The sequence below is a fragment of the Spiractinospora alimapuensis genome (assembly GCF_018437505.1).
Taxonomy (GTDB): Bacteria; Actinomycetota; Actinomycetes; order Streptosporangiales; family Streptosporangiaceae; genus Spiractinospora; species Spiractinospora alimapuensis.
Genome location: NZ_CP072467.1, coordinates 2,547,077 through 2,565,803, shown reverse-complemented (window position 1 = coordinate 2,565,803; position 18,727 = coordinate 2,547,077). Strand labels below are relative to the sequence as shown.

Here is an 18,727-nt window from a genome sequence, read left to right as displayed (position 1 = left end):
GGACGTGTCCGAGCGGTCCGGGAATCTCCTAGGCTGTCCCACGTGCCCTGGTCCGACGTGAATCCCGAGTTCACCCTTCTCATCGCGCCGGTGGGACTGGCGCTGCTGGTCTACGCCGCGGTGGGGGAACCTCTGGTCAACCGGTGGCTGTACCGCCGCCTGGAACGTAGGCGGGTGCGGGACCGCCGCGCGCTGACCCGTACCTATCTCATCGCGATGGCCGTCCACGCCGTGTGGATCCTGGCCGTGGTCGCCGCGATCGTGCTCTCGCCCGGTGTCGCCTTCGGCGACCTGGGACTCCGCGTCCCGCACAACCTCATCCCGCTCATCGGTGCCGTCCTCGCTTTCGCGGCGGCCATCGGCGTGGCGTTCCTGCTCCCGCTCCTGCGTGGATCACGCGCGCCCACCGGTCCGCCGGACCAGCTTGGCCCTCCCGAGGGATACTCCCCACCCGAGGAGTACGGCCCGCCGGACAACGGCGCCCACACGCAGGCCTTCCCGCCCCCGGCGGACCCCTACGGAGCTCCCCCCGGGGCGGAGCCGCACGGTGCGGCGACGCAGACGTTCAGCCCGTCCACCGAGCGACACGACGAGGACGACTCGGCGCAGGGCGAGGTCCTCGCACCGCGAACCCGGTCCGAGCGACGCATGTCGTTCCTGGCCACCATCGTCGCCGCCATCGCCGAGGAACTTCTCTACCGCGGGTTCCTGGTCACCTTCGGGGTGAGCATGGGGCTGCCCCTCTGGATCGTCGCCCCGGTCTCCTGCGTGCTCTACGCGGTGGGCCACATCTACCAGGGCTGGCGCGGACTCCTCGGCCCCGGACTCCTCGGCGTGCTCTACATGGTCCTCTACCTGGGTACCGGCAGCCTCGTCGTCGCGATCGTGGCTCACGTCCTCTTGGGCGTTTCCCTGCTGTTGATGACCGGTAAGGGACGCCGTCATCGGGCACCATGAAGACGTGTCCGAAACGGTGCGGGCCTCGGCCCATCTCCCAGAACCCGAACGGGGCATGGTCACCACGCGCGACGGTGTCGAGCTCGAGACCGCGCTGCTGACCGCCGCCGAGCCCCGTGACAACGTCATCGTCGTCGCCAGCGGATTCACCGGCGGCTGGCGCATGGAACCCAACCGGAGGATCGCGAGCGGGCTACTGCGCGTCGCCGACGTCATGTCCTTCGACTTCCGTGGTCACCACGGGTCGACGGGCGAGAGTACGGTCGGCGACCGCGAGATCCACGACCTGCGGGCCGTCGTCGACCACCTCACGGAGCGGGGTTACACCCGCATCGTCACGGTGGGTTTCTCCATGGGTGCCTCCGTGGCCATCCGGCACGCCGCGCTCATGGGGGGAGTGGACGCGGTCGTCGCCGTGTCCGGGCCCAGCCGTTGGTACTACCGCGGCACCCTGCGCATGCGGCTACTGCACATCGGGGTCGAGCACCGTATCGGTCGCTTCTTCCTCCGCATGTCCCGCAACGTCCGGGTCACGCGGCACGAGTGGGACCCGATCCCACCGGACCCCACGGAGCTCGCCGGCTCGGTCACTCCCAGACCACTGCTCGTCATCCACGGGGACAGCGACGACTACTTCCCGGTCGAACACGCCCAACGCATCCACGAGGCCGCCAACGAACCCAAGGAGCTGTGGCTGGTGCCCGGACTCCGGCACGGCGAGTCCGCCATGACCGAGGAACTGGTCGACAGCATCGCCGAGTGGGTCGCGGAACGCCTCTCCACGGAGTGAGGGACACGGGCGGCGGAGGGGCGACAATGGAACTGGTTGAGTCGCTGCGGCTCCTCGCCGAGGAGAACGTGTCCGGCGTGGCCTTCCTCTCGGCCTACGGCGCGACCTGGCTGATCTGCGGCGCCCTCTGGCGGTGGGCGTCAGCGAGGACGGCCGCCCTCGCCACGCTGTTCCAGGGCATGGTCGCCTTCCCCGTGGCCTTTGCCCTCTCGGCACTGATCGGGGCGGTGGGTCAGGATCGGCCCGTCGCGGAGGAGATCACGCAACTGTCGATCCTGGTCGGGACCTCCCAACTTCTGGGACTACCGTTCCTGATCTACCTCGTCGTCAAGCAGCAGTACACCCTCGTGCCCCTGGCCTTCGCGGGGATCACGTCGATGCACTTCGTGCTCTATTCGTGGCTGTACCAAACGCCGGTCTACATCGTGATGGCCCTCATGATCTCCCTGGGCACGGCCACGGTAATGTTCACCACTTCGGAGACCCGACGACAGGCGGCACCGGCACGGGTCTGTTTCCTGACCGGTGGCCTGCTCCTGTCGACCGCGCTGCTCTTCCTGACCCTTCACCGAGGGATCGGATAGCCCGCCCGGCCACAGTCCATCGGGGGTGGCGTGTGCCGGTCGGCTCAGAACACGGAGATGTGCGGGTGGTCCCAGTGGTTCTCGGTGATGCTGCCGCGGTCGCCCATCTGTGACCAGCCACCGGAGGTCCGGGTGTCGTAGATTCGCTGCTTCCAGATCACGTACTTGATGCCGAGCCGGTCGGCGTTCTCGATGGCGTAGTCGGCGATCGCGTCGCCCCAGGCCAGGTTCTCGTCCGTGGGCATCGTCCCGCCCACGCTCATCATCCAGTCGCAGGCGTTTCCGGTGCCGTGGTCTCCGGGGTCGCCCGGCCGCAGGCATCCCACGTCGTAGGGGGTCCCGAGCTCCATGATGATCTCATCGCGCGCGGCCGCCATCCGCGGCGTCGCCCCGTCCCATCCCCAGCCCTTGACACTCTCGGGGATGGTGCCGTCGCCGCCACCACTTGGAAGCTCCTCCGCCTCCAACTCCTCGATGCGCTCCGCGACCTCGTCACGGCGGCTCTCGAGGTCCTCGATGATCTCCTCGGCCGCGGACAGGGCCTCCGCGGCGGTGTCCGCGGCGTCCTCCGACTCCGCCTTCGCGTCGACGAGGTTCAGCACGAGTCCGCTCTCCCGGTGCGCCATGTGGCCCACCACGCTGGCGTCCTCCAACACGTTCTCGGGATCGGAGGAGACCATGAGCTCCATCGTGGGATCCAGACCCGAGCCGCGGTACTGGGCGGCGGCGAGCTGCGACACGCGCTGGCGCGCGGCCTCCAGGTCCTCGTTGACCTGGTCCAGTTCCTCCTGCGCCGCCTCGGCCTCCTCCTTGGCGTTGGTGAACTCCGGCACTTCGCCGTCGTACTCCTCTTCCAGTTCCTCCGCGCGATCGTTGAGCTCGTCGAGGTCGAGATCATCCAGATCGTCGGCCGCCGCCGGGTGCGTCAACGTGGTGAGGCCGAGGGCCAGGGCCACGACGCCCACGGCGATACGCCGCGTGCCGTGGGCGTTCAGGCAAAAGGAGGTAGATCTGTCACTCACTGAGAAACTCCGTCGGAGACAGTGGGGTCACCGGGGCACTCGGCATCGAAGAGGGACTCGAAGCCCGGCGGAGGGCCCCCGGAAGGGAAAAATGTCCCGGCCGGCACCATATGTGATCGATGTGTGATCTGCCTAGTCGGGTGAGCCGGGTGTTTCAGGTGGGGCGTGCCAGGGCCGGCCCCATGGTCAGGGCAATCAACCCCCGAAAGCGCTCGGGAGTCCGCCCTTGACCGGTTCCTGATCCGGGAGGAACCACTCCGACTGACGGATCTGACGCATCGCGGTACGGCGCAACTCACGCTCCAGCCGGCTGACGTAGAGCATGCCGTCGAGGTGGTCGATCTCATGCTGTAGGCACCGGGCCATCAGACCGGACCCCTCGAGCGTCACCGGCTCATTGTCGAGATCAACACCCCTGGCCACCGCGTGCTGCGCGCGGACCGTGGGGAAGTACAAGCCCGGAATGGACAGGCACCCCTCCTCACCGTCCTGGGTATCCTCCGACAGCTCCACGATCGAAGGGTTGATGAGGTAGCCGATCGTGCCCTCGACGTTGTAACTGAAGACCCGCTGGCTCACACCGATCTGCGTCGCCGCGACCCCAGCGTGCCCGGGCGCGTCCACGGTGTCCAAGAGGTCCCGCACCAGCTTCCGCGTGTCCTGACCGAAGCTCGTGACGGGTTCGGTCGGCGTCGTCAGAACCGGATCGCCGAACCGGACGATGGGGCGGTAGGTCATGCCCCAAGAGTAAAGGTGTCCGGTGGGTGGGTCGGCGCGGTCGGTTTCGGACGATGGGGCGACTCTGTTGGCTGCACCGCGTCTCATGCCCTGAGAGTGAAGGTGTCCGGTGGGTGGGTCAGTGCGGACCTCCAACTGCCTCCCCTTCGTTGATCTTGCAGCTGTCGCATCTGATGGCGCCCAGGTTGTCGCTGGCAGCAAGATCCACGGGGTGGGGGTGGGGGCTTAGGCCGGGCTGGGGTGGAGCGCGTCGTCCAGCACCATCTCGATGTAATCGAGGGCGGCACGGCGGCGGGCGAGGGAGTTGGGGTAGAGCGACGGAACGCTGGACCCGCGCCGGACCCGGAGGCACTCGTTGACGACGGTGCGCCAGCGCTCCTCGAAGGCGTGCAACGCGTAGAAGCCGGCACCGGACTTGGAGGTGATCTCGCCGGTGCGCAGGGTGAAGTGGAGCCGGCTCACGCTCAGCACACTCCAGGAGGGCGCGAGCGAGCCGAGTACCGCCAGCCCACGCGGGGTGAGCAGCCGCCCCGCCTTCGCGCGCCAGCGCCGCCACTGTTCGTCCAGGCTGCCCATGGACCACGACAGCAGGCCCTCGCGCTCGTCCCAGACGTCCAGCTCCACCGGGAGGGGGCCGCGCATCGCGATGCCCTTCTCCGCGAGCACCCGCCAGGTCACCGGGTTGACGTCGGCGCTGGCGCGGGAGCGGAAACGTCCGCTGAGCACGGAGGGGACGGCGGAGCAGGCGCGTGGGTCGTTGGCGAGGTCCTCCCACGTCACGTGGATCCCGTTGAACTGCGGACGCGAGTGCGCGGCCCGTACCCGGGCGTGGACGCGACGCAGCGCGTCGCGGTCGGTGTCCCGACATGTGCGCGCCGTCACGACCACGAAGTCGATGTCGGACACGTGGGGCCGGAAGTCGCTCAACGCGACCGACCCGGTCAGGTAGAGGCCCTCGACCAGGCCAGGGGCCTCGGAATCGGCTGCGCTGAGAAACGCTTCTGCGACGGTCTGCACATGGGGGTGAATCGGCATGCGTCAGGTCTCCAGTCAGGCCGTCTTCACGGGCGCGGCGCCTGCCCTCATCTCAGTGTGGGATCCGCGCACGGCCTTGGCAAGTCGCCCGACACGGTCATCTAGCAGGTGAGGCCGTGGACCGGGAGGTTCCCATTCCGGTCAGTCCAAGCGAAGAATGGTAAGTGGATTTGATTCTGGTGGTGTGGATAACACTGATCATTATGGCGAAAACGTTACTTCCCGCATATACTGATATTTCCGCCCAGCGATAATCCCCCTCGGGTGATCCGCGAATTCGTCGCCGACTGGAGGGACGGCGACCGGCGGCTGTGCGTCACACGCAGTCGCGATTTCGCGTGCGCGACGCGCGTTCTCTCGAACGACAGCCCGAGGCGATTTCGCGACCCCTCGGGGGACGGTTCGAAGGAGACGAACATGGTTCCGGCAATGGTTCTTGTTGCTGATGGCTCGAATGACCCCACGCGGATGGACGCGTTGAACGAATTGGCGAACGCGGCCGCCGCGCGCAATGAGGTCGAGGTCATACCGGCGTTCGACGGCGACGCGGCCGCGCTCATCGAGGAACTGGAGCGCTCCGTCATCGCGGTTCCGGCGTTCCTGGCCGGCGAGGACACCGCGAGCGCACACCAGTTCGCCACGCTCGACCTGGACAACCGATTCGACTCCTTCGCGGTCGAGCCGCTCGGCGCGGCCCCGTCGATCGTCGCGCACCTGGTGCGCCGACTGGAGTCCGCCGGATGGCGCAGGGGAGAGGCCGTGGTGCTCGCGGTCGACGGTGTCACCGACGCCGAGGAACGGACCGAGGTCGAGCTCGCCGCACGCATGCTGCGCCGCCATGCCGAGGCCCCGGTGCAGGTCGGTTACGTGCGCGCCTCGGATCCGTCGGCCTTGGACGCGGTGGAGCGGATGCGGCGGGACGGCAGGGACCGCGTCGCCGTCGCCCCGTGGCGTCTGGTCGGCGGCACCGACCACGCACTCCTGCGTGAGGTCGGGGCGACGGCCGTCGCCGATCCGCTGTGGCCCGCGGACTTCGTCGTGGAGGCGCTGCTCGCCCAGCACCGCGCGGCGGCCACCCGGCTGCGCGCGTAAGTCCTGTGCCGTCTGGGCTCCGTGGGCGTTGGGACCTTCCCCGTACAGTGAGGAGTATGGAGTGGGTCACAGTGGGTTCGGTGGACGAAGATCATCTCTCGTTGTTAGTGGAACGGTTCGGGGTCGGGGCCCGACATTGGGCGTCGGGACTCCCGCAGCGCCTTACCGCCGTGGCGGAACGCTGGAAGATCACCTATACCGGTGTCCGACGCGGCGGTCGGACCTCCGCGGTCTACGGGTGCCAGCGGGCCGACGGTACGGCGTGCATGCTCAAGGTCGGTCCCGACGCCGGCCTGATCGCCGCGGAGGCACGCATGTTGCGCCTCTGGGAGGAGTCCAGGCGGGTACCCCGCGTCCTGGAGGTTGACCCGTCCGCCGGTGTCCTGCTGCAGGAGGCCATAGAGCCGGGCGACACCGTCTTCGAGCGTGGTGTGGTCCCGGACATGGGCGAGGTCGGCGACCTGCTCAGTGAACTGCACGAAGTGCGCATGACCGACCGACAGATCGCCCAGTTGCGGTCGCTGATCGGGCGGATCCACTTCTTCTACGATCACTGGGAGCAGCGCCGGGCGGAGGGCCCCGCCGCCGACCGGATCTCCCTGGCGCTCCTCCACCGCGGCTTCGGACGCGCCCGCGCTCTCGCGGACTCGCAGGAGACCCTGGTCCCCCTGCACGGAGATCTGTACCCCAACCACGTTCTGTACGGCGGTCCGAACCGGGGACTCGTGGCCATCGACCCCCAGGGATGCCTCGGCGACCCCGCCTTCGACGCGGTCGACTGGGCGCTGTGGAAGGCGGAGAGCCGCGACGAGGTCGACCGTCGGGTGCGCGTCCTGGCGCCGCGGATCGGCACCACCGAGGAGCGGCTGCTGGACGTCTGCACCGCCATGGCGCCGCTGCTCGCCGTGGCGCGGTGCACCTACGGCGACGCGACCGAGGCGCACGTCCGGACACTGCTCGAGCTGGCCGACGTGGAGACCTGTGACTACTGACCACCCCCGACGCCCCCGTTCCACCGCGTAGCGACGTTCGTCCGTGGCGGTTCTCAGTGGTCGTAGTCCACGGTCACCTGTTCGGTGATCGGGATGGACTGGCAGGTCAGGACGAAACCGGCCTCGACCTCGGAGTCCTCCAACGCGTAGTTGCGTCGCATGTGCACCTCGCCCGACACCAGCCGGGCTCGGCACGTCCCACAGACGCCTCCCTTACAGGCGAAGGGCAGGTCGGGACGGGCACGTTGCGCCCCTTCCAGCACCGAGACCCCCTGGGGAACGGAGACCGTGGAGCTCCGGCCGTCGAGAACGGCGGTGACATCGCTGGTCTTCCCCTCGGGTGTGGGCTCGACGCGGTCCACCGGTGGCGGTGGCGCGTCGCCCACGTAGAAGAGTTCGTGGTGGGTTCTGTCCCGTGGCACCCCCATCGAGGCCAGCAGCTCCTCCGCCTCCGTCACCATCGCGAACGGTCCACAGAGCCACCACTGGTCCACCTGGTCGGTGGACACGGTCCGGGGCAGGAGCGCACGCAGTCTCTCCGCGTCCAGGCGGCCGGAGAAGAGCTCGGCCTCCCGTGGTTCCCGGGACAGGACGTGCGCCAGGTGGAACCGCGCGGGGTATCGGTCCTTCAGGTCCGCCAGCTCCTCGGCGAACATCACCGTGGAGGCGCGGCGGTTCCCGTAGAACAGGGTCACCGTGCACGTGGGGTCCCGGAGCAGCGACGCGGCGATCGACAGCGACGGAGTGATGCCGGAGCCCGCCACCACGAGGACGTGGTGGCGTCCGCTGTCGGCCGGCGGCGTGAAGGTGCCGGTCGGGGTGGACACCTCCACGCGGTCCCCCGTCCGCACCTCCCGCACCAACCAGGTGGAGAACAGACCGTCGGGGATCGCCCGAACCCCGATCCGCAGGCGTTCTCCGTCCGGCGCGCAGATCGAGTAGTTACGCCGCTCCTCACGTCCGTCGACGAAGCGCCGCAGCACGACCGACTGGCCCGGCCGGAACACGTATCGGTCTCGAAGATCGGGCGGCACGGCGAAGGTCACCGCGACGGCGTCGTCGCACAGCGCGGTCACCTCGGCGACGGTGAGCTCATGGAACTCGGCGCGCACCCCACTCGCGGTAACTCCACCCATCAGGATTTCTCCACACCCATCGGTATCCGCTCACATCCATCGAGTGATCGTGCATATTCACCTGCTACAGGCGGGTCGTTCGCACCCACGGCCGGGCCTACAGTTCCTTGAACTTCTCGAACGGCTCGGCACAGGTACGGCAGCGCCGTAGGGCCTTGCACGCCGTGGCGGAGAACGGTGACAACTCCTCGGTGTCACGCGAACCGCACCGAGGACACGGGACGACACGCACGGTGGGCCTCAACCGCAGCGGGATCGGCCCTGACGTGTGGACCGGCGCGGGGTCCGGCGGGGCGATCCCCGACTCGGCCAACCGCCGCCGCCCACGCGCCGTGATCCAGTCGCTGGTCCACGCCGGATCCAACGCGGTCCGGATCTCGAGGTCGCTCACCCCGGCGCCACGCAGCGCGCGCTCCAGGTCGTCACGCATCGCGTCGATCGCCGGGCAGCCGCTGTAGGTCGGAGTGATGGTCACGACGACCGTCCCACTCTCCTCGCCCACCCCCCGCAACACCCCGAGGTCCGCGAGTGTCACCATCGGCAGCTCCGGGTCGGTCACCTCCTCGGCGACCGCCCGCGCGATCTCCAGCGACGTCACCACGGCACCTCCGTTTCCCCGGCCGGGTGCGGTGAAGCCGCCGCGAAAGCCCCGCTCGGCATCCCACCGACCGCCGGGGCCTGGTCGACTCGTCGCGATGGGCGTTCCTCGCGGGGCCTTGTTGGCCGGGACGGCGCGACGTGGTTTTCGGTGCTCACCATGTCGCCCCCGGGTGGGCGCGGGCGACGCTTTGGAGCTCCGCCAGGGCGTAGCCGAAGGACTCGGTGTGGATTCCGTCCCGGCCGGTGCGGCCCGCGACTCCCGCTCGTGGGGCAGTGTCGGGGCGTTGGAGGGTCGCGGCGGTGAGGACCTGGTTCAGGACGCCTTCGACCTCATCGCGCAGGGATCGCGGGTCGACCGCGACGCCGGTGTGGGTGAGGCGTTCCTCCACATGGTGGGTCCGGAACAGTTCGGGGACGTAGGGCCAGACGTCCGCCAGCGCCGCCGACATCCGCGCCCGCGAGTACTCCGTTCCGTCGCCGAGACGGACGGTCCACTGGGCGGCGTAGTCGCGGTGGTAGGTGATCTCCTTGACCGCTTTCGCGGCGATCGCGGCGAGCACCGGGTCCGCGCTGTGCCGCAGCCCGTCGGTCATCGCGAGGCGCCACGACGACATGACCAGCAGCCTCGCGATGGAGAAGGCGAAGTCGCCGTTGTCGAGCTCCGCGAGACGCACGTTGCGAAACTCGTGCTCGGCACGGAGGAACGCGTAGTCGTCCTCGCTCCCGCGCGCTGGGCCGTCGTCTCCGCCCGGGGCGGCGGTCGCGGCGCGGGTGAGGAGCATTCGCGCCTGGCCGAGCAGGTCGAGGGCGATGTTGGCCAGGGCGACCTCGTCCTCGAGCTCCGGGGCGTTGGTCACCCACTCCTGCAGCCGGTGCGACAGGATGAGCGCGTCGTCGCCCAGCATCAGGCAGTAGGCCTCCAGGTCGCCGGGGTCGACCCCGACCGGCAGGCGCGTGTCCACGCCCGCCAGCGGGTTGACGAAACCGGTGCCGAAGGCCCAGCGGGCGTCGTCGTCCCCCTCGGTGAGGGACTCGTAGGCGTTGTCGAAGGACACCGATGTCTCCCTGTCTTCCCAGCGTGCTGCCGGCCCCGTGGGCGCTACATGTGCGGCACGTCGTCCGGGATCTCGTAGAACGTGGGATGGCGGTAGACCTTGTCCGCGGACGGTGCGAAGAACGGGTCCTTCTCCTCCGGGCTGGACGCGGTGATGGCGCTGGCCCGGACCACCCAGATGCTGACGCCCTCGTTGCGACGGGTGTAGAGGTCCCGCGCGTTGCGTACCGCCATCGTGTCGTCGGCCGCGTGCAGCGAGCCCACGTGGACGTGGTTGAGCCCTCGCTTGCTGCGCACGAACACCTCGTACAGCGGCCACTCCTGCTGGACTGTCTCGCTCATGCCGCCTCCCCTCCAGCGTTCGGCGCGGCGTGCTTGGCGGCGTGCGCCGCGGCGGCCTCCCGCACCCAGGCGCCGTCGTCCAGGGCGCGCCGGCGGTGCGCCACACGTTCGGCGTTGCACGGCCCGTTGCCCCGCACGACCTCGGTGAACTCGTCCCAGTCGATGGCCCCGAAGTCGTAGTGGCCGCGCTCCTCGTTCCACCGCAGCTCGGGGTCGGGGAGGCGCACACCCAGCACGTCCGCCTGTGGGACCGACATGTCCACGAAGCGTTGCCGCAGTTCGTCGTTGGTGTGCCGCTTGATCTTCCACGCCATCGACCGCGCGCTGTTGGGCGAGGCGTCGTCGGGCGGGCCGAACATCATCAACGACGGCCACCACCACCGGTCCGTCGCCTCCTGCACCATCGCCCGCTGCGCCGGCGTCCCGCGCATCATCGTCAGGAGGAGCTCGTAGCCCTGCCGCTGGTGGAAGGACTCCTCCTTGCAGATGCGGATCATCGCGCGCGCGTAGGGTCCGTAGGAGCTGCGGCACAGCGGGACCTGGTTGCAGATCGCGGCGCCGTCGACGAGCCAACCGATCACGCCCACGTCGGCGAAGCTCAACGTCGGGTAGTTGAAGATCGACGAGTACTTCTGGCGCCCGTCGACCAGGCGCTGGGTGAGGTCGCCCCGGTCTGCGCCCAACGTCTCGGCCGCCGAGTACAGGTAGAGGCCGTGCCCCGCCTCGTCCTGCACCTTGGCCAGCAGGATGGCCTTGCGGCGCAGCGACGGCGCCCGGGTGATCCAGTTCCCCTCAGGCTGCATCCCGATGATCTCGGAGTGGGCGTGCTGGGCGATCTGCCGGATCAGTGTCCTGCGGTAGCCGTCGGGCATCCAGTCGCGCGGCTCGATCCGCTGGTCCCGGTCGACCAGCCGGGTGAACTCCTCGTTCAGTTCCTCGTCCGTTGCGGTTGTCGTCATCTCTTCCACTCCTTGGCCACCAGAGTGAGCACGTCGTAGCGGGCGACCGACTCCCCGTTCTGGTTCACGACGTCGGCGTCCCAGCGCACCTCCCCGTAGTCGGCGTCCACCCGGGGCGTGATCTGGCCCGCGGTCAGGGTCACCGTCAGCGCGTCACCGGGGGCCACGGGGGTGAGGAACCGGAGGTTCTCCAGCCCGTAGTTGGCGAGGACCGGACCGGGCTCCGGCGCCACGAACAACCCGGCCGCCAGCGACACCACCAGGTAGCCGTGCGCCACGATCCCGTCGAAGAACGGATTGGCGGCCGCGGCCTCGGCGTCGGTGTGCGCGTAGAAGGTGTCGCCGGTGAACTCCGCGAAGTGCGCGACGTCCTCAGCGGTAACCGTCCTCGGCCCGGCCGTGACGTGGTCACCCACCCGCAGCTCGGCCAGGGACTTGTGGAACGGATGCCGGCTGTCCTCGCGCCGGGGGCCGCCCGGAACCCAGCGTCCGGTGACCCGGCCCAGGACCTTCGGGCTCGCCTGGACGGCGGTGCGTTGCATGTGGTGCAGCACCCCACGGACGCCACCCATCTCCTCCCCGCCGCCGGCACGGCCGGGGCCGCCGTGGCTGAGCATCGGTAGCGGTGATCCGTGCCCGGTGGACTCCGCCGCGTCGTCCGGGTCCAGGACGAGGATCCGTCCGTGCCACGGCGCCGCGCCGCGCACCACCCGCGCGGCGACGTCGGCGTCGGCGGACACCACCGAACCCACGAGGCTTCCCCGGCCACGCGCCGCGAGCTCCACGGCCTGCTCCACCGACGTGTAGGGAACCAGGGTGCTGACCGGGCCGAACGCCTCGATCTCGTGCGGCTCGGCCGCGTTGGGGTCGTCGGCGCGCAGCAGGATCGGCGCCAGGAACGCGCCACGCTCGGGATCGGCGTCGACCGTGTCCACGTGTCGCGGATCGCCGGAGACGGTTCGGGTCGCGGCCGCCAGCGCCTTCACGCCACGACGCACCTCGTCACGCTGCTCCAGACTCGCCAACGCCCCCATGGTGACCGTCTCGTTTCCGGGGTCGCCCACCACCACGCGGGACAGCCGGTCGGCGACCGCGTCGGACACCGCGTCCATGAGTTCCCGGGGGACGAGGGCGCGGCGGATCGCGGTGCACTTCTGCCCCGCCTTGACCGTCATCTCGGTGACGAGCTGGTCCACGAACAGGTCGAAGACCGTGCCGCCGGGGGTGGCGTCCGGCCCCAGGACGGACATGTTGAGGGAGTCGGCCTCGGCGTTGAACCGCACCGAGTCCCGGACGATCGTGGGGTGGGTCCGTAGCTGACGTGCCGTCGCGGCCGAGCCCGTGAACGACAGGAGGTCCTGCTCGGTCAGGTGGTCGAGCAGGTCGCCGGCGGCGCCGCACAGGAGCTGGAGGGTGCCGTCCGGCAGCAGGCCGGAATCCACGATGATCTCGACCAGTCGGTGGGTGAGATAGGCGGTTTGGCTGGCCGGCTTGACGAGGCTGGGGACACCGGCCAGGAACGCCGGCGCGAATTTCTCCAGCGGACCCCACACGGGGAAGTTGAACGCGTTGATCTGCACCGCCACGCCGTGCAGCGGAGACATGACGTGCTGGCCGACGAACGTGCCCTGTCGGCCCAGCGGCTCCACCGGTCCGTCCACGTAGACGGTGTCGTTGGGGAGCTCGCGTCGCCCCTTGCTGGCGTAGCTGAACAGGACACCGATGCCCCCGTCCACGTCGAACCGTGCGTCGCCCCGGGTCGCACCGGTGCGGGCGGACAGCGCGTAGAGCTCCTCACGGTGGTCGCGCAGGTGCTTGGCCAGGGATTTCAGGATCGCGGCGCGCTGGTGGAACGTCCGCGACCGCAGGGCCGGGCCACCCACACCACGGGCGTACGTCACGGCCGCCGGCCGGTCGACCCCGGCGGCGGACACGCGGGCCACCTCGTCGCCGGTGACGGCGTCCAGGATCGGGGTGCCGTCACCGGTCGGGGCGTGCCACTCACCGCTGACATAGCTGCGCAGCGTCGTCATCGGAGTGCTGTCCTCCCTTGTCGCCACTTCACGGAGACGGTGTGTCCCGGAGTCGGTGCGGACGCGGGTCCGGGGCGTCGCGCCACGAATAACCAACCGAACGTTCGGGAAATTAGCCTAACGTAGAGCGCGCCGGCGGGGAAGGGTGTCCCACGGGGTCGGGGTGTCCCGTGCTCGGGCCGATCCGCGCCCGTTCGGCGCGGCGGACGTAACCCTTGACACGGTTGTGACGGCACGCGTTAACTGGGCCCCTACCGATTAGCAACCGTCCGTTCGGTCAGTTAGATGGGTAGCGTGACGCCCGTGCCGTCGGCCGCCGAAGACAGCCACAACCCCGCGTTGGCGATGTTCGCCGACGACGTCGCCTCCAAGTCTCTCGGCATCGAACTGCTGGAGGCCGGACACGGGGCCGCGCGGACCCGCATGCGGATCACCGCGTCCATGGTGAACGGGCACGACATCGCGCACGGCGGCTACCTGTTCCTCCTCGCCGACACGACGTTCGCCTGCGCCTGCAACAGCGAGGGCCCGGTCACCGTCGCCTCCGGCGCCGAGATCACGTTCGTCGCCCCCGCGCGGTTGGGCGACGAACTCATCGCCACCGCCACGGAGCGCACCCGCTACGGCCGCAACGGCATCTACGACGTCACCGTGCACCGCGTGGACGAGGACGGCTCCACCGTGGTCGCGGAGTTCCGAGGGCGCAGCCGATCCCTCCGACCAGACAGGAACGACGAGTGAGCACGGACGTCCCCCCACGCATCCGTCTGGGTGCCCCGGCCGACCCCGCCACCCTGGACCCGGCCGAACGCCTGAGCGTCACCGAGCTGCGCGCGCACCAACTGCGTCTGCTCCAGGCCACACTGCGCCGCGCCTACGACCACGTGCCCCACTACCGCGCCGCGTTCGACGCCGCCGGAGTGAGCCCGCAGGACTGCCAGACCCTGGACGACCTGCGGAAGTTCCCCTTCACCACCAAGGACGACCTGCGGGAGAACTACCCCTTCGGGCTGTTCGCCGTGCCCGACAGCCAGGTGAGCCGCATCCACGCCTCCAGCGGTACCACCGGCACGCCCACCGTGGTCGGCTACACCGAGGGCGACATCGACACCTGGGCGACCCTCATGGCCCGCTCCATCCGCGCGGCCGGAGGACGCCCGGGCCACAAGGTGCACGTCGCCTACGGCTACGGACTGTTCACCGGCGGCCTGGGCGCGCACTACGGAGCCGAGCGGCTCGGCTGCACCGTGGTCCCCGCCTCCGGCGGCATGACCCCACGCCAGGTCCAACTGATCAACGACTTCCGACCCGAGATCATCATGGTCACGCCGTCCTACATGCTGACCATCCTCGACGAGTTCGAGCGCCAGGGCATCGACCCCGCGTCCTCGTCCCTCCGGGTGGGGATCTTCGGCGCGGAACCGTGGACGCAGGGGATGCGTACCGAGATCGAGAGCCGCACGAACCTGCACGCGGTCGACATCTACGGCCTCAGCGAGGTGATGGGCCCCGGCGTCTCCCAGGAGTGTGTGGAATCCAAGGACGGGCTGCACATCTGGGAGGATCACTTCCTCCCCGAGGTCATCGACCCCGTGGACGGCACCGTGCTGGAGGAGGGGGAGCGGGGAGAGCTCGTCTTCACCTCCCTCACCAAGCAGGCGATGCCGATCATTCGCTACCGCACCCGGGACCTGACGCGCCTGCTCCCGGGAACCGCGCGCCCCGCGTTCCGCCGGATGGAGAAGGTCACCGGACGCAGCGACGACATGGTGATCCTGCGCGGCGTGAACGTGTTCCCGACTCAGATCGAGGAACTCGTGCTGCGCACCGACGCCCTCTCTCCCCACTTCCAGCTCGTGCTGCGCAAGCGGGAGCGACTGGACCACATGATCGTGCGAGTCGAGGCGCGCGCCGACGCGGACCCCGGTCAAAGGCTCCAGGCCGGAGCCGACCTCGAACGCCAGATCAAGGACCGCGTCGGGGTGCAGGTCGCCGTCGACGTCGTGGACCAGGACGCCATCGAACGGTCCGTGGGGAAGATGCGTCGGGTCGTCGACGAACGCTGACACTGGAGCCAGGTGCGGGGGGCGCGCCGGGGGGAGGAGACACCAATGCGGGGAGGACACCCGGTCCGTACGCGGTGGTGGCGATATCCTCCACTTTCGTGGTGTCGACAGAGACGATGGTAGAGCCGGACCGGGCGGCGGCGACCTCCGCGGCCCCGCCCAAGCGTCGGGGGCGGCCCGGGTACGACGTGGAGTCGCTGCTGGCGATCGCCGCGAAGCTGTTCAACGAGCGCGGTTACGACGGCACGAGTATGGAGGACCTCAGCCGCGCGTTGGGGATCACCAAGTCCGCCATCTACCACCACGTGTCCAGCAAGCAGGAGCTGCTGCGCATGGCGGTGGACCGGGCGTTGGACCAGCTTTTCGCGGTCGCGGCCGAGACCAGGCGGAGCGAGGGGTCGGCGATCGAACGCCTGGAGCACCTCCTGCGGGCGAGCGTGCGGGTGCTCTGCGCCGAACTGCCGTTCGTCACCCTGCTGCTGCGGGTGCGGGGCAACACCGAGATCGAACGCGACGCCCTGGCCCGCCGCCGGGAGTTCGACCGCTACGTCGCCGAGCTGGTCGCCGAGGCCGAGGCCGACGGCGACGTTCGTACCGACATCCGCCCGGCACTCACCGCGCGCTTGCTGTTCGGAATGGTGAACTCCACGATCGAGTGGTACCGCCCGAGCGGAGAGGCGGCCGTGGCGGAGCTCGCCGACGCCATCGCCAAGATCGCCTTCGACGGGATGCGCGTCGCCCCCTCGCGTGGAATCGCGCCGACGGGCGGGGACGAGGCGACCTAGGGCCCGCCCCGCGCCCCGCGTCGGTCACAGGCCGGGGCCCTCACCCTCCAGCATGGAGAGTCGGTACTCGCTCGGCGTGAGGCCGTAGGCGCGTTTGAACATCCGGCTGAAGTTGGCCGCGTCGGGGAGCCCCCACCGGCATCCGATGGTCCGTACTCCCTCGTGCGCCAGGGTCCGCGAGGCCAGGTCCCGGGCGCACCCCTGCAGCCGGCGTTCCCGGATCCACCGCGCGACCGTCCAGCCCCGGCCCGAGAACAGGTTGTAGAGGTGTCGTCGGGACACGTTGTGCGCGGCGGCGACCTCGTCGAGCGACAGGTTGGGGTCGCCCAGGTTCTGGTCGATGTAGGCCTGGATACGCAGCAGCATCGCGTGGTGGGGATCCTGCCGGGCGGGGGACGACGTCTCCAGCATCTCCTCGATGAGCGTGTCCACGAGCGCCACCGCGTTGGTCGCCAGCCGTTCGGCGGCGGGCGTGGAGCATTCGTCGAGCCGACGCGCCACCGTGGTCAGGTAGCTGCTGAGCACCGCGCCCACACCCTCGTCGCCGTGCACGCTGTTCGCCGTGACCGCACCGAGGCGGTCCAGCGACGAGTGCAGTAACGGACGCGGAAACAGCATGATCAACATGCGGACGCGTCCGTTCATCCCCAGCGTGTAGGGCCGACCGTGGTCGCACAGGGTGAGATCGCCCGGGCGCAGCTCCGCCGCGCGGCCGAACTGCGTCACCGTCGAGGTGCCGGACAACTGGAGCATGACCTTGCAGTGGTCGTCCTCGTGGCGGGCGCTCAACCGATCGGTCCGGTTGATGAGCTGGGAGCTGCTCTGGAGGTAGTTGATGGCCAGCGACCCCACCTGGCTGCCCCGGATCAGGCCGTGGAAGCTCCTGGGGTCCTCGTCGCGGGTACGGAACGTCACCGCCCGCCGCGACATGATCGTGCCCCAGGCCTCGAGACGGTGACTGGGATCCAGACGGCTGGTGTCGAGAACTGTGTGCACCTGCGGTACCCCCGGCGCCTTTCGCTGGACGGCGTGTTGGGGGAGCGTAACCGCGGACGCGCGTCAGCCGCAGGAGAATCGGCCGATTCGTCGCGAGGATGCCGGATAAGTCCGCGATGTGGTTCGTGGTGGCGTGCACGGCATGCCAATGAGGGGTGCACGCGATGGCAAGCGCCCCGCACGGTGGAGTCCCTTGGCTGTGATGGCATACCGAACAGGGGGGACGCGACCAACAATGAGGACGTTGGTCGTGTCGATCTCGCGGCGGTTGAGAACGCCACGGGGGGACACGCTCCCGGGGACGGTTTGAGGGGACCTTCCCCGGGAGTGTTACCTGACCAGGCGGTTGATCGGGCAGAACGGGGAACAATCCCCGGTGTGAACCTCACCGTTCCAGAGGCGACGACCGGCCGGATCGCGTCCCTCGACGTGCTGCGTACCGGGTTGGTGGCGTGGATCATCGGCGGACACGCCCTGCTGGGCTACGCCGCCGTGGGTGGATGGGCCTACGACGAGGTCAACGAGGTGACCCTCGCGAGGCCCGTCGAGACCGCGTTGGGAGCTTTCGTCGGCCCGACCGCCCTGTTCCTTATGGGCACCTTCTTCCTCGTGTCCGGCCTGTTCACCGCGCAGTCCCTCGACCGGAAGGGGCGGGCCCGGTTCACGATCGACCGCACACTGCGGCTCGGTGTCCCGTTCGCCGTGAGTGTGTTGGCGCTGTGGCCGCTGTGCATGTGGGTCGCCTACTGGGCCGCCGGCGAGCAGGTCACCTACGGCTGGCTACTCACGGGGCGCGATCGCGTCCTGGACTCCGGGGCCCTCTGGTTCGCCGAGGTCCTGCTCATCTTCTCGTTGGCCTACGCGCTCGTCAGCCTGCTCGCGCCGCACCGTCCCCGGCACGCCGCCGAAGGCACCCTGAGTCTCAGGGTTCTGCTGCTGTTCGTCGTGGCCATCACCGTCACCACCTACCTGCTGCGGATCTGCGTCCCGGCGCGGTCCACGCAACCGCTGGACCTGCACCTGTGGCAGTGGCCCCAGCTCGCCGCCATGTTCGCCCTGGGGATCCTCGGCGCCCGCCTTGGATTGGCCCGTCTCGTGCCCACCGGTGTCTGGCGCACCAGCGGCGTGATCGTCCTCGTCACCCTGGTGACGATTCCCCCGATCGCGGTCGGCCTCGGCGTCCGCAGCCTCGACGGGGACCTGGCCGCGTTCCTGGGCGGCGGAACCCCGCAGTCCCTGCTCATGGCGACGGTCGAGGCGATCCTCGTCGTCTTCGGCTCGGTGTGGCTGCTGGGCTTCGCCCAACGGGCCTTCTCCGGCGAGAGCCGGTTCATGCGCGCCGTCGCCCGAGGCTCGTTCCTCGCGTTCGCGCTCCAGGGGCCGGTGCTGATCCTGCTCGCGGTCGCCTTCCGCCCGCTCGAGGTGCCGGCGGAGGTCAAGGCCGTCGCCGTGGGGGCCCTCGGCATCGTGCTGTGCTTCGCGCTCGGGTGGTTCGTGTGCACCCGGACCCGTGTGGGACGCGTCATGTGACGGCTTCTCCGCAGCT

Annotated in this window: 19 protein-coding genes; 9 read left to right on the top strand and 10 right to left on the bottom strand. The window is 69.6% G+C overall.

Going from position 1 to position 18,727, the window contains the following annotated elements:
* Positions 1-42: 42 nt before the first annotated feature.
* Genes J4H86_RS11715 through J4H86_RS11705 form a run of 3 tightly spaced genes read left to right on the top strand, consistent with a single transcriptional unit; the run spans position 43 to position 2,331 of the window.
* On the top strand, positions 43-957 hold the full coding sequence (locus J4H86_RS11715) for a CPBP family intramembrane glutamic endopeptidase (RefSeq protein ID WP_236543531.1): 915 nt from the start codon (positions 43-45) through the stop codon (positions 955-957).
* 4 nt (positions 958-961) lie between these two features.
* Positions 962-1,747, top strand: coding sequence for an alpha/beta hydrolase (locus J4H86_RS11710; protein ID WP_394356486.1), 786 nt, complete (start codon positions 962-964; stop codon positions 1,745-1,747).
* A gap of 26 nt (positions 1,748-1,773) precedes the next feature.
* Positions 1,774-2,331 carry a DUF7010 family protein gene (locus J4H86_RS11705; RefSeq protein ID WP_236543530.1) on the top strand — a complete coding sequence of 186 codons (558 nt, stop codon included), beginning with the start codon at positions 1,774-1,776 and terminating at the stop codon, positions 2,329-2,331.
* Between the two features lie 44 nt (positions 2,332-2,375).
* Here the strand turns inward: J4H86_RS11705 and J4H86_RS11700 are convergent, their stop codons facing one another.
* The 3 genes from J4H86_RS11700 to J4H86_RS11690 all read right to left on the bottom strand — a co-directional run bounded on the left by J4H86_RS11700 (position 2,376) and on the right by J4H86_RS11690 (position 5,126).
* Complete coding sequence (locus J4H86_RS11700) at positions 2,376-3,353, bottom strand: coiled-coil domain-containing protein (protein WP_236543529.1); 978 nt, start codon at positions 3,351-3,353, stop codon at positions 2,376-2,378.
* A gap of 195 nt (positions 3,354-3,548) precedes the next feature.
* The gene (gene def / locus J4H86_RS11695) at positions 3,549-4,091 is read right to left on the bottom strand and encodes a peptide deformylase (RefSeq protein WP_236543528.1); all 543 of its coding nucleotides are present in this window, start codon (positions 4,089-4,091) and stop codon (positions 3,549-3,551) included.
* 225 nt (positions 4,092-4,316) lie between these two features.
* The gene (locus tag J4H86_RS11690; RefSeq protein WP_236543527.1) at positions 4,317-5,126 is read right to left on the bottom strand and encodes an aminoglycoside adenylyltransferase domain-containing protein; all 810 of its coding nucleotides are present in this window, start codon (positions 5,124-5,126) and stop codon (positions 4,317-4,319) included.
* Positions 5,127-5,594: 468 nt separating this feature from the next.
* Between J4H86_RS11690 and J4H86_RS11685 the strand changes: the two genes are divergently transcribed.
* Positions 5,595-6,218 (top strand): sirohydrochlorin chelatase, encoded by a 624-nt coding sequence (locus J4H86_RS11685; protein WP_394356485.1) that lies wholly within the window; start codon positions 5,595-5,597, stop codon positions 6,216-6,218.
* 56 nt (positions 6,219-6,274) lie between these two features.
* Entirely contained in the window at positions 6,275-7,210 is a 936-nt protein-coding gene (locus J4H86_RS11680) for an aminoglycoside phosphotransferase family protein (RefSeq protein ID WP_236543525.1), read from the top strand.
* Positions 7,211-7,263: 53 nt separating this feature from the next.
* Here the strand turns inward: J4H86_RS11680 and paaE are convergent, their stop codons facing one another.
* The 6 genes from paaE to paaZ all read right to left on the bottom strand — a co-directional run bounded on the left by paaE (position 7,264) and on the right by paaZ (position 13,334).
* Positions 7,264-8,346 (bottom strand): 1,2-phenylacetyl-CoA epoxidase subunit PaaE, encoded by a 1,083-nt coding sequence (gene paaE / locus J4H86_RS11675; protein WP_236543524.1) that lies wholly within the window; start codon positions 8,344-8,346, stop codon positions 7,264-7,266.
* Positions 8,347-8,443: 97 nt separating this feature from the next.
* Positions 8,444-8,947: a 1,2-phenylacetyl-CoA epoxidase subunit PaaD gene (paaD, locus tag J4H86_RS11670; protein ID WP_394356484.1), complete on the bottom strand. Its 504-nt coding sequence runs from the start codon at positions 8,945-8,947 to the stop codon at positions 8,444-8,446.
* 151 nt (positions 8,948-9,098) lie between these two features.
* Positions 9,099-10,001 carry a 1,2-phenylacetyl-CoA epoxidase subunit PaaC gene (gene paaC / locus J4H86_RS11665; RefSeq protein ID WP_236543523.1) on the bottom strand — a complete coding sequence of 301 codons (903 nt, stop codon included), beginning with the start codon at positions 9,999-10,001 and terminating at the stop codon, positions 9,099-9,101.
* A gap of 44 nt (positions 10,002-10,045) precedes the next feature.
* Positions 10,046-10,342 carry a 1,2-phenylacetyl-CoA epoxidase subunit PaaB gene (gene paaB, locus J4H86_RS11660; protein ID WP_236543522.1) on the bottom strand — a complete coding sequence of 99 codons (297 nt, stop codon included), beginning with the start codon at positions 10,340-10,342 and terminating at the stop codon, positions 10,046-10,048.
* A complete protein-coding gene (gene paaA, locus J4H86_RS11655; RefSeq protein WP_236543521.1) occupies positions 10,339-11,301 on the bottom strand; it encodes a 1,2-phenylacetyl-CoA epoxidase subunit PaaA in 963 nt (320 codons plus the stop codon). The genes paaB and paaA overlap by 4 nt, the downstream gene beginning before the upstream one ends.
* Entirely contained in the window at positions 11,298-13,334 is a 2,037-nt protein-coding gene (gene paaZ / locus J4H86_RS11650; protein ID WP_236543520.1) for a phenylacetic acid degradation bifunctional protein PaaZ, read from the bottom strand. Before paaZ ends, paaA begins: the two co-directional genes overlap by 4 nt.
* A 285-nt stretch (positions 13,335-13,619) precedes the next feature.
* Between paaZ and paaI the strand changes: the two genes are divergently transcribed.
* From paaI to J4H86_RS11635, 3 genes are all read left to right on the top strand, one after another.
* Positions 13,620-14,075 carry a hydroxyphenylacetyl-CoA thioesterase PaaI gene (paaI, locus tag J4H86_RS11645; RefSeq protein ID WP_236543519.1) on the top strand — a complete coding sequence of 152 codons (456 nt, stop codon included), beginning with the start codon at positions 13,620-13,622 and terminating at the stop codon, positions 14,073-14,075.
* Entirely contained in the window at positions 14,072-15,400 is a 1,329-nt protein-coding gene (paaK, locus tag J4H86_RS11640) for a phenylacetate--CoA ligase PaaK (protein WP_236543518.1), read from the top strand. Before paaI ends, paaK begins: the two co-directional genes overlap by 4 nt.
* Positions 15,401-15,501: 101 nt before the next feature.
* On the top strand, positions 15,502-16,185 hold the full coding sequence (locus tag J4H86_RS11635) for a TetR/AcrR family transcriptional regulator (protein WP_449451344.1): 684 nt from the start codon (positions 15,502-15,504) through the stop codon (positions 16,183-16,185).
* Between the two features lie 24 nt (positions 16,186-16,209).
* Here the strand turns inward: J4H86_RS11635 and J4H86_RS11630 are convergent, their stop codons facing one another.
* Positions 16,210-17,181, bottom strand: a complete 972-nt coding sequence (locus tag J4H86_RS11630) for an AraC-like ligand-binding domain-containing protein (RefSeq protein ID WP_236543517.1) — start codon at positions 17,179-17,181, stop codon at positions 16,210-16,212.
* 378 nt (positions 17,182-17,559) lie between these two features.
* Between J4H86_RS11630 and J4H86_RS11625 the strand changes: the two genes are divergently transcribed.
* Positions 17,560-18,711, top strand: a complete 1,152-nt coding sequence (locus J4H86_RS11625) for an acyltransferase family protein (RefSeq protein ID WP_236543516.1) — start codon at positions 17,560-17,562, stop codon at positions 18,709-18,711.
* The last annotated feature ends 16 nt before the right edge of the window (positions 18,712-18,727 follow it).

What these genes read in the sequence shown, in the direction of transcription:
- paaI (WP_236543519.1), top strand. Translation starts at nt 13,620, where the DNA reads ATGGGTAGCGTGACGCCCGTGCCGTCGGCCGCCGAAGACAGCCACAAC.
- J4H86_RS11685 (WP_394356485.1), top strand. Translation starts at nt 5,595, where the DNA reads ATGGACGCGTTGAACGAATTGGCGAACGCGGCCGCCGCGCGCAATGAG.
- J4H86_RS11705 (WP_236543530.1), top strand. Translation starts at nt 1,774, where the DNA reads ATGGAACTGGTTGAGTCGCTGCGGCTCCTCGCCGAGGAGAACGTGTCC.
- def (WP_236543528.1), bottom strand. Translation starts at nt 4,091, where the DNA reads ATGACCTACCGCCCCATCGTCCGGTTCGGCGATCCGGTTCTGACGACG.
- paaA (WP_236543521.1), bottom strand. Translation starts at nt 11,301, where the DNA reads ATGACGACAACCGCAACGGACGAGGAACTGAACGAGGAGTTCACCCGG.
- J4H86_RS11680 (WP_236543525.1), top strand. Translation starts at nt 6,275, where the DNA reads ATGGAGTGGGTCACAGTGGGTTCGGTGGACGAAGATCATCTCTCGTTG.
- paaE (WP_236543524.1), bottom strand. Translation starts at nt 8,346, where the DNA reads ATGGGTGGAGTTACCGCGAGTGGGGTGCGCGCCGAGTTCCATGAGCTC.
- paaB (WP_236543522.1), bottom strand. Translation starts at nt 10,342, where the DNA reads ATGAGCGAGACAGTCCAGCAGGAGTGGCCGCTGTACGAGGTGTTCGTG.
- paaZ (WP_236543520.1), bottom strand. Translation starts at nt 13,334, where the DNA reads ATGACGACGCTGCGCAGCTATGTCAGCGGTGAGTGGCACGCCCCGACC.
- J4H86_RS11690 (WP_236543527.1), bottom strand. Translation starts at nt 5,126, where the DNA reads ATGCCGATTCACCCCCATGTGCAGACCGTCGCAGAAGCGTTTCTCAGC.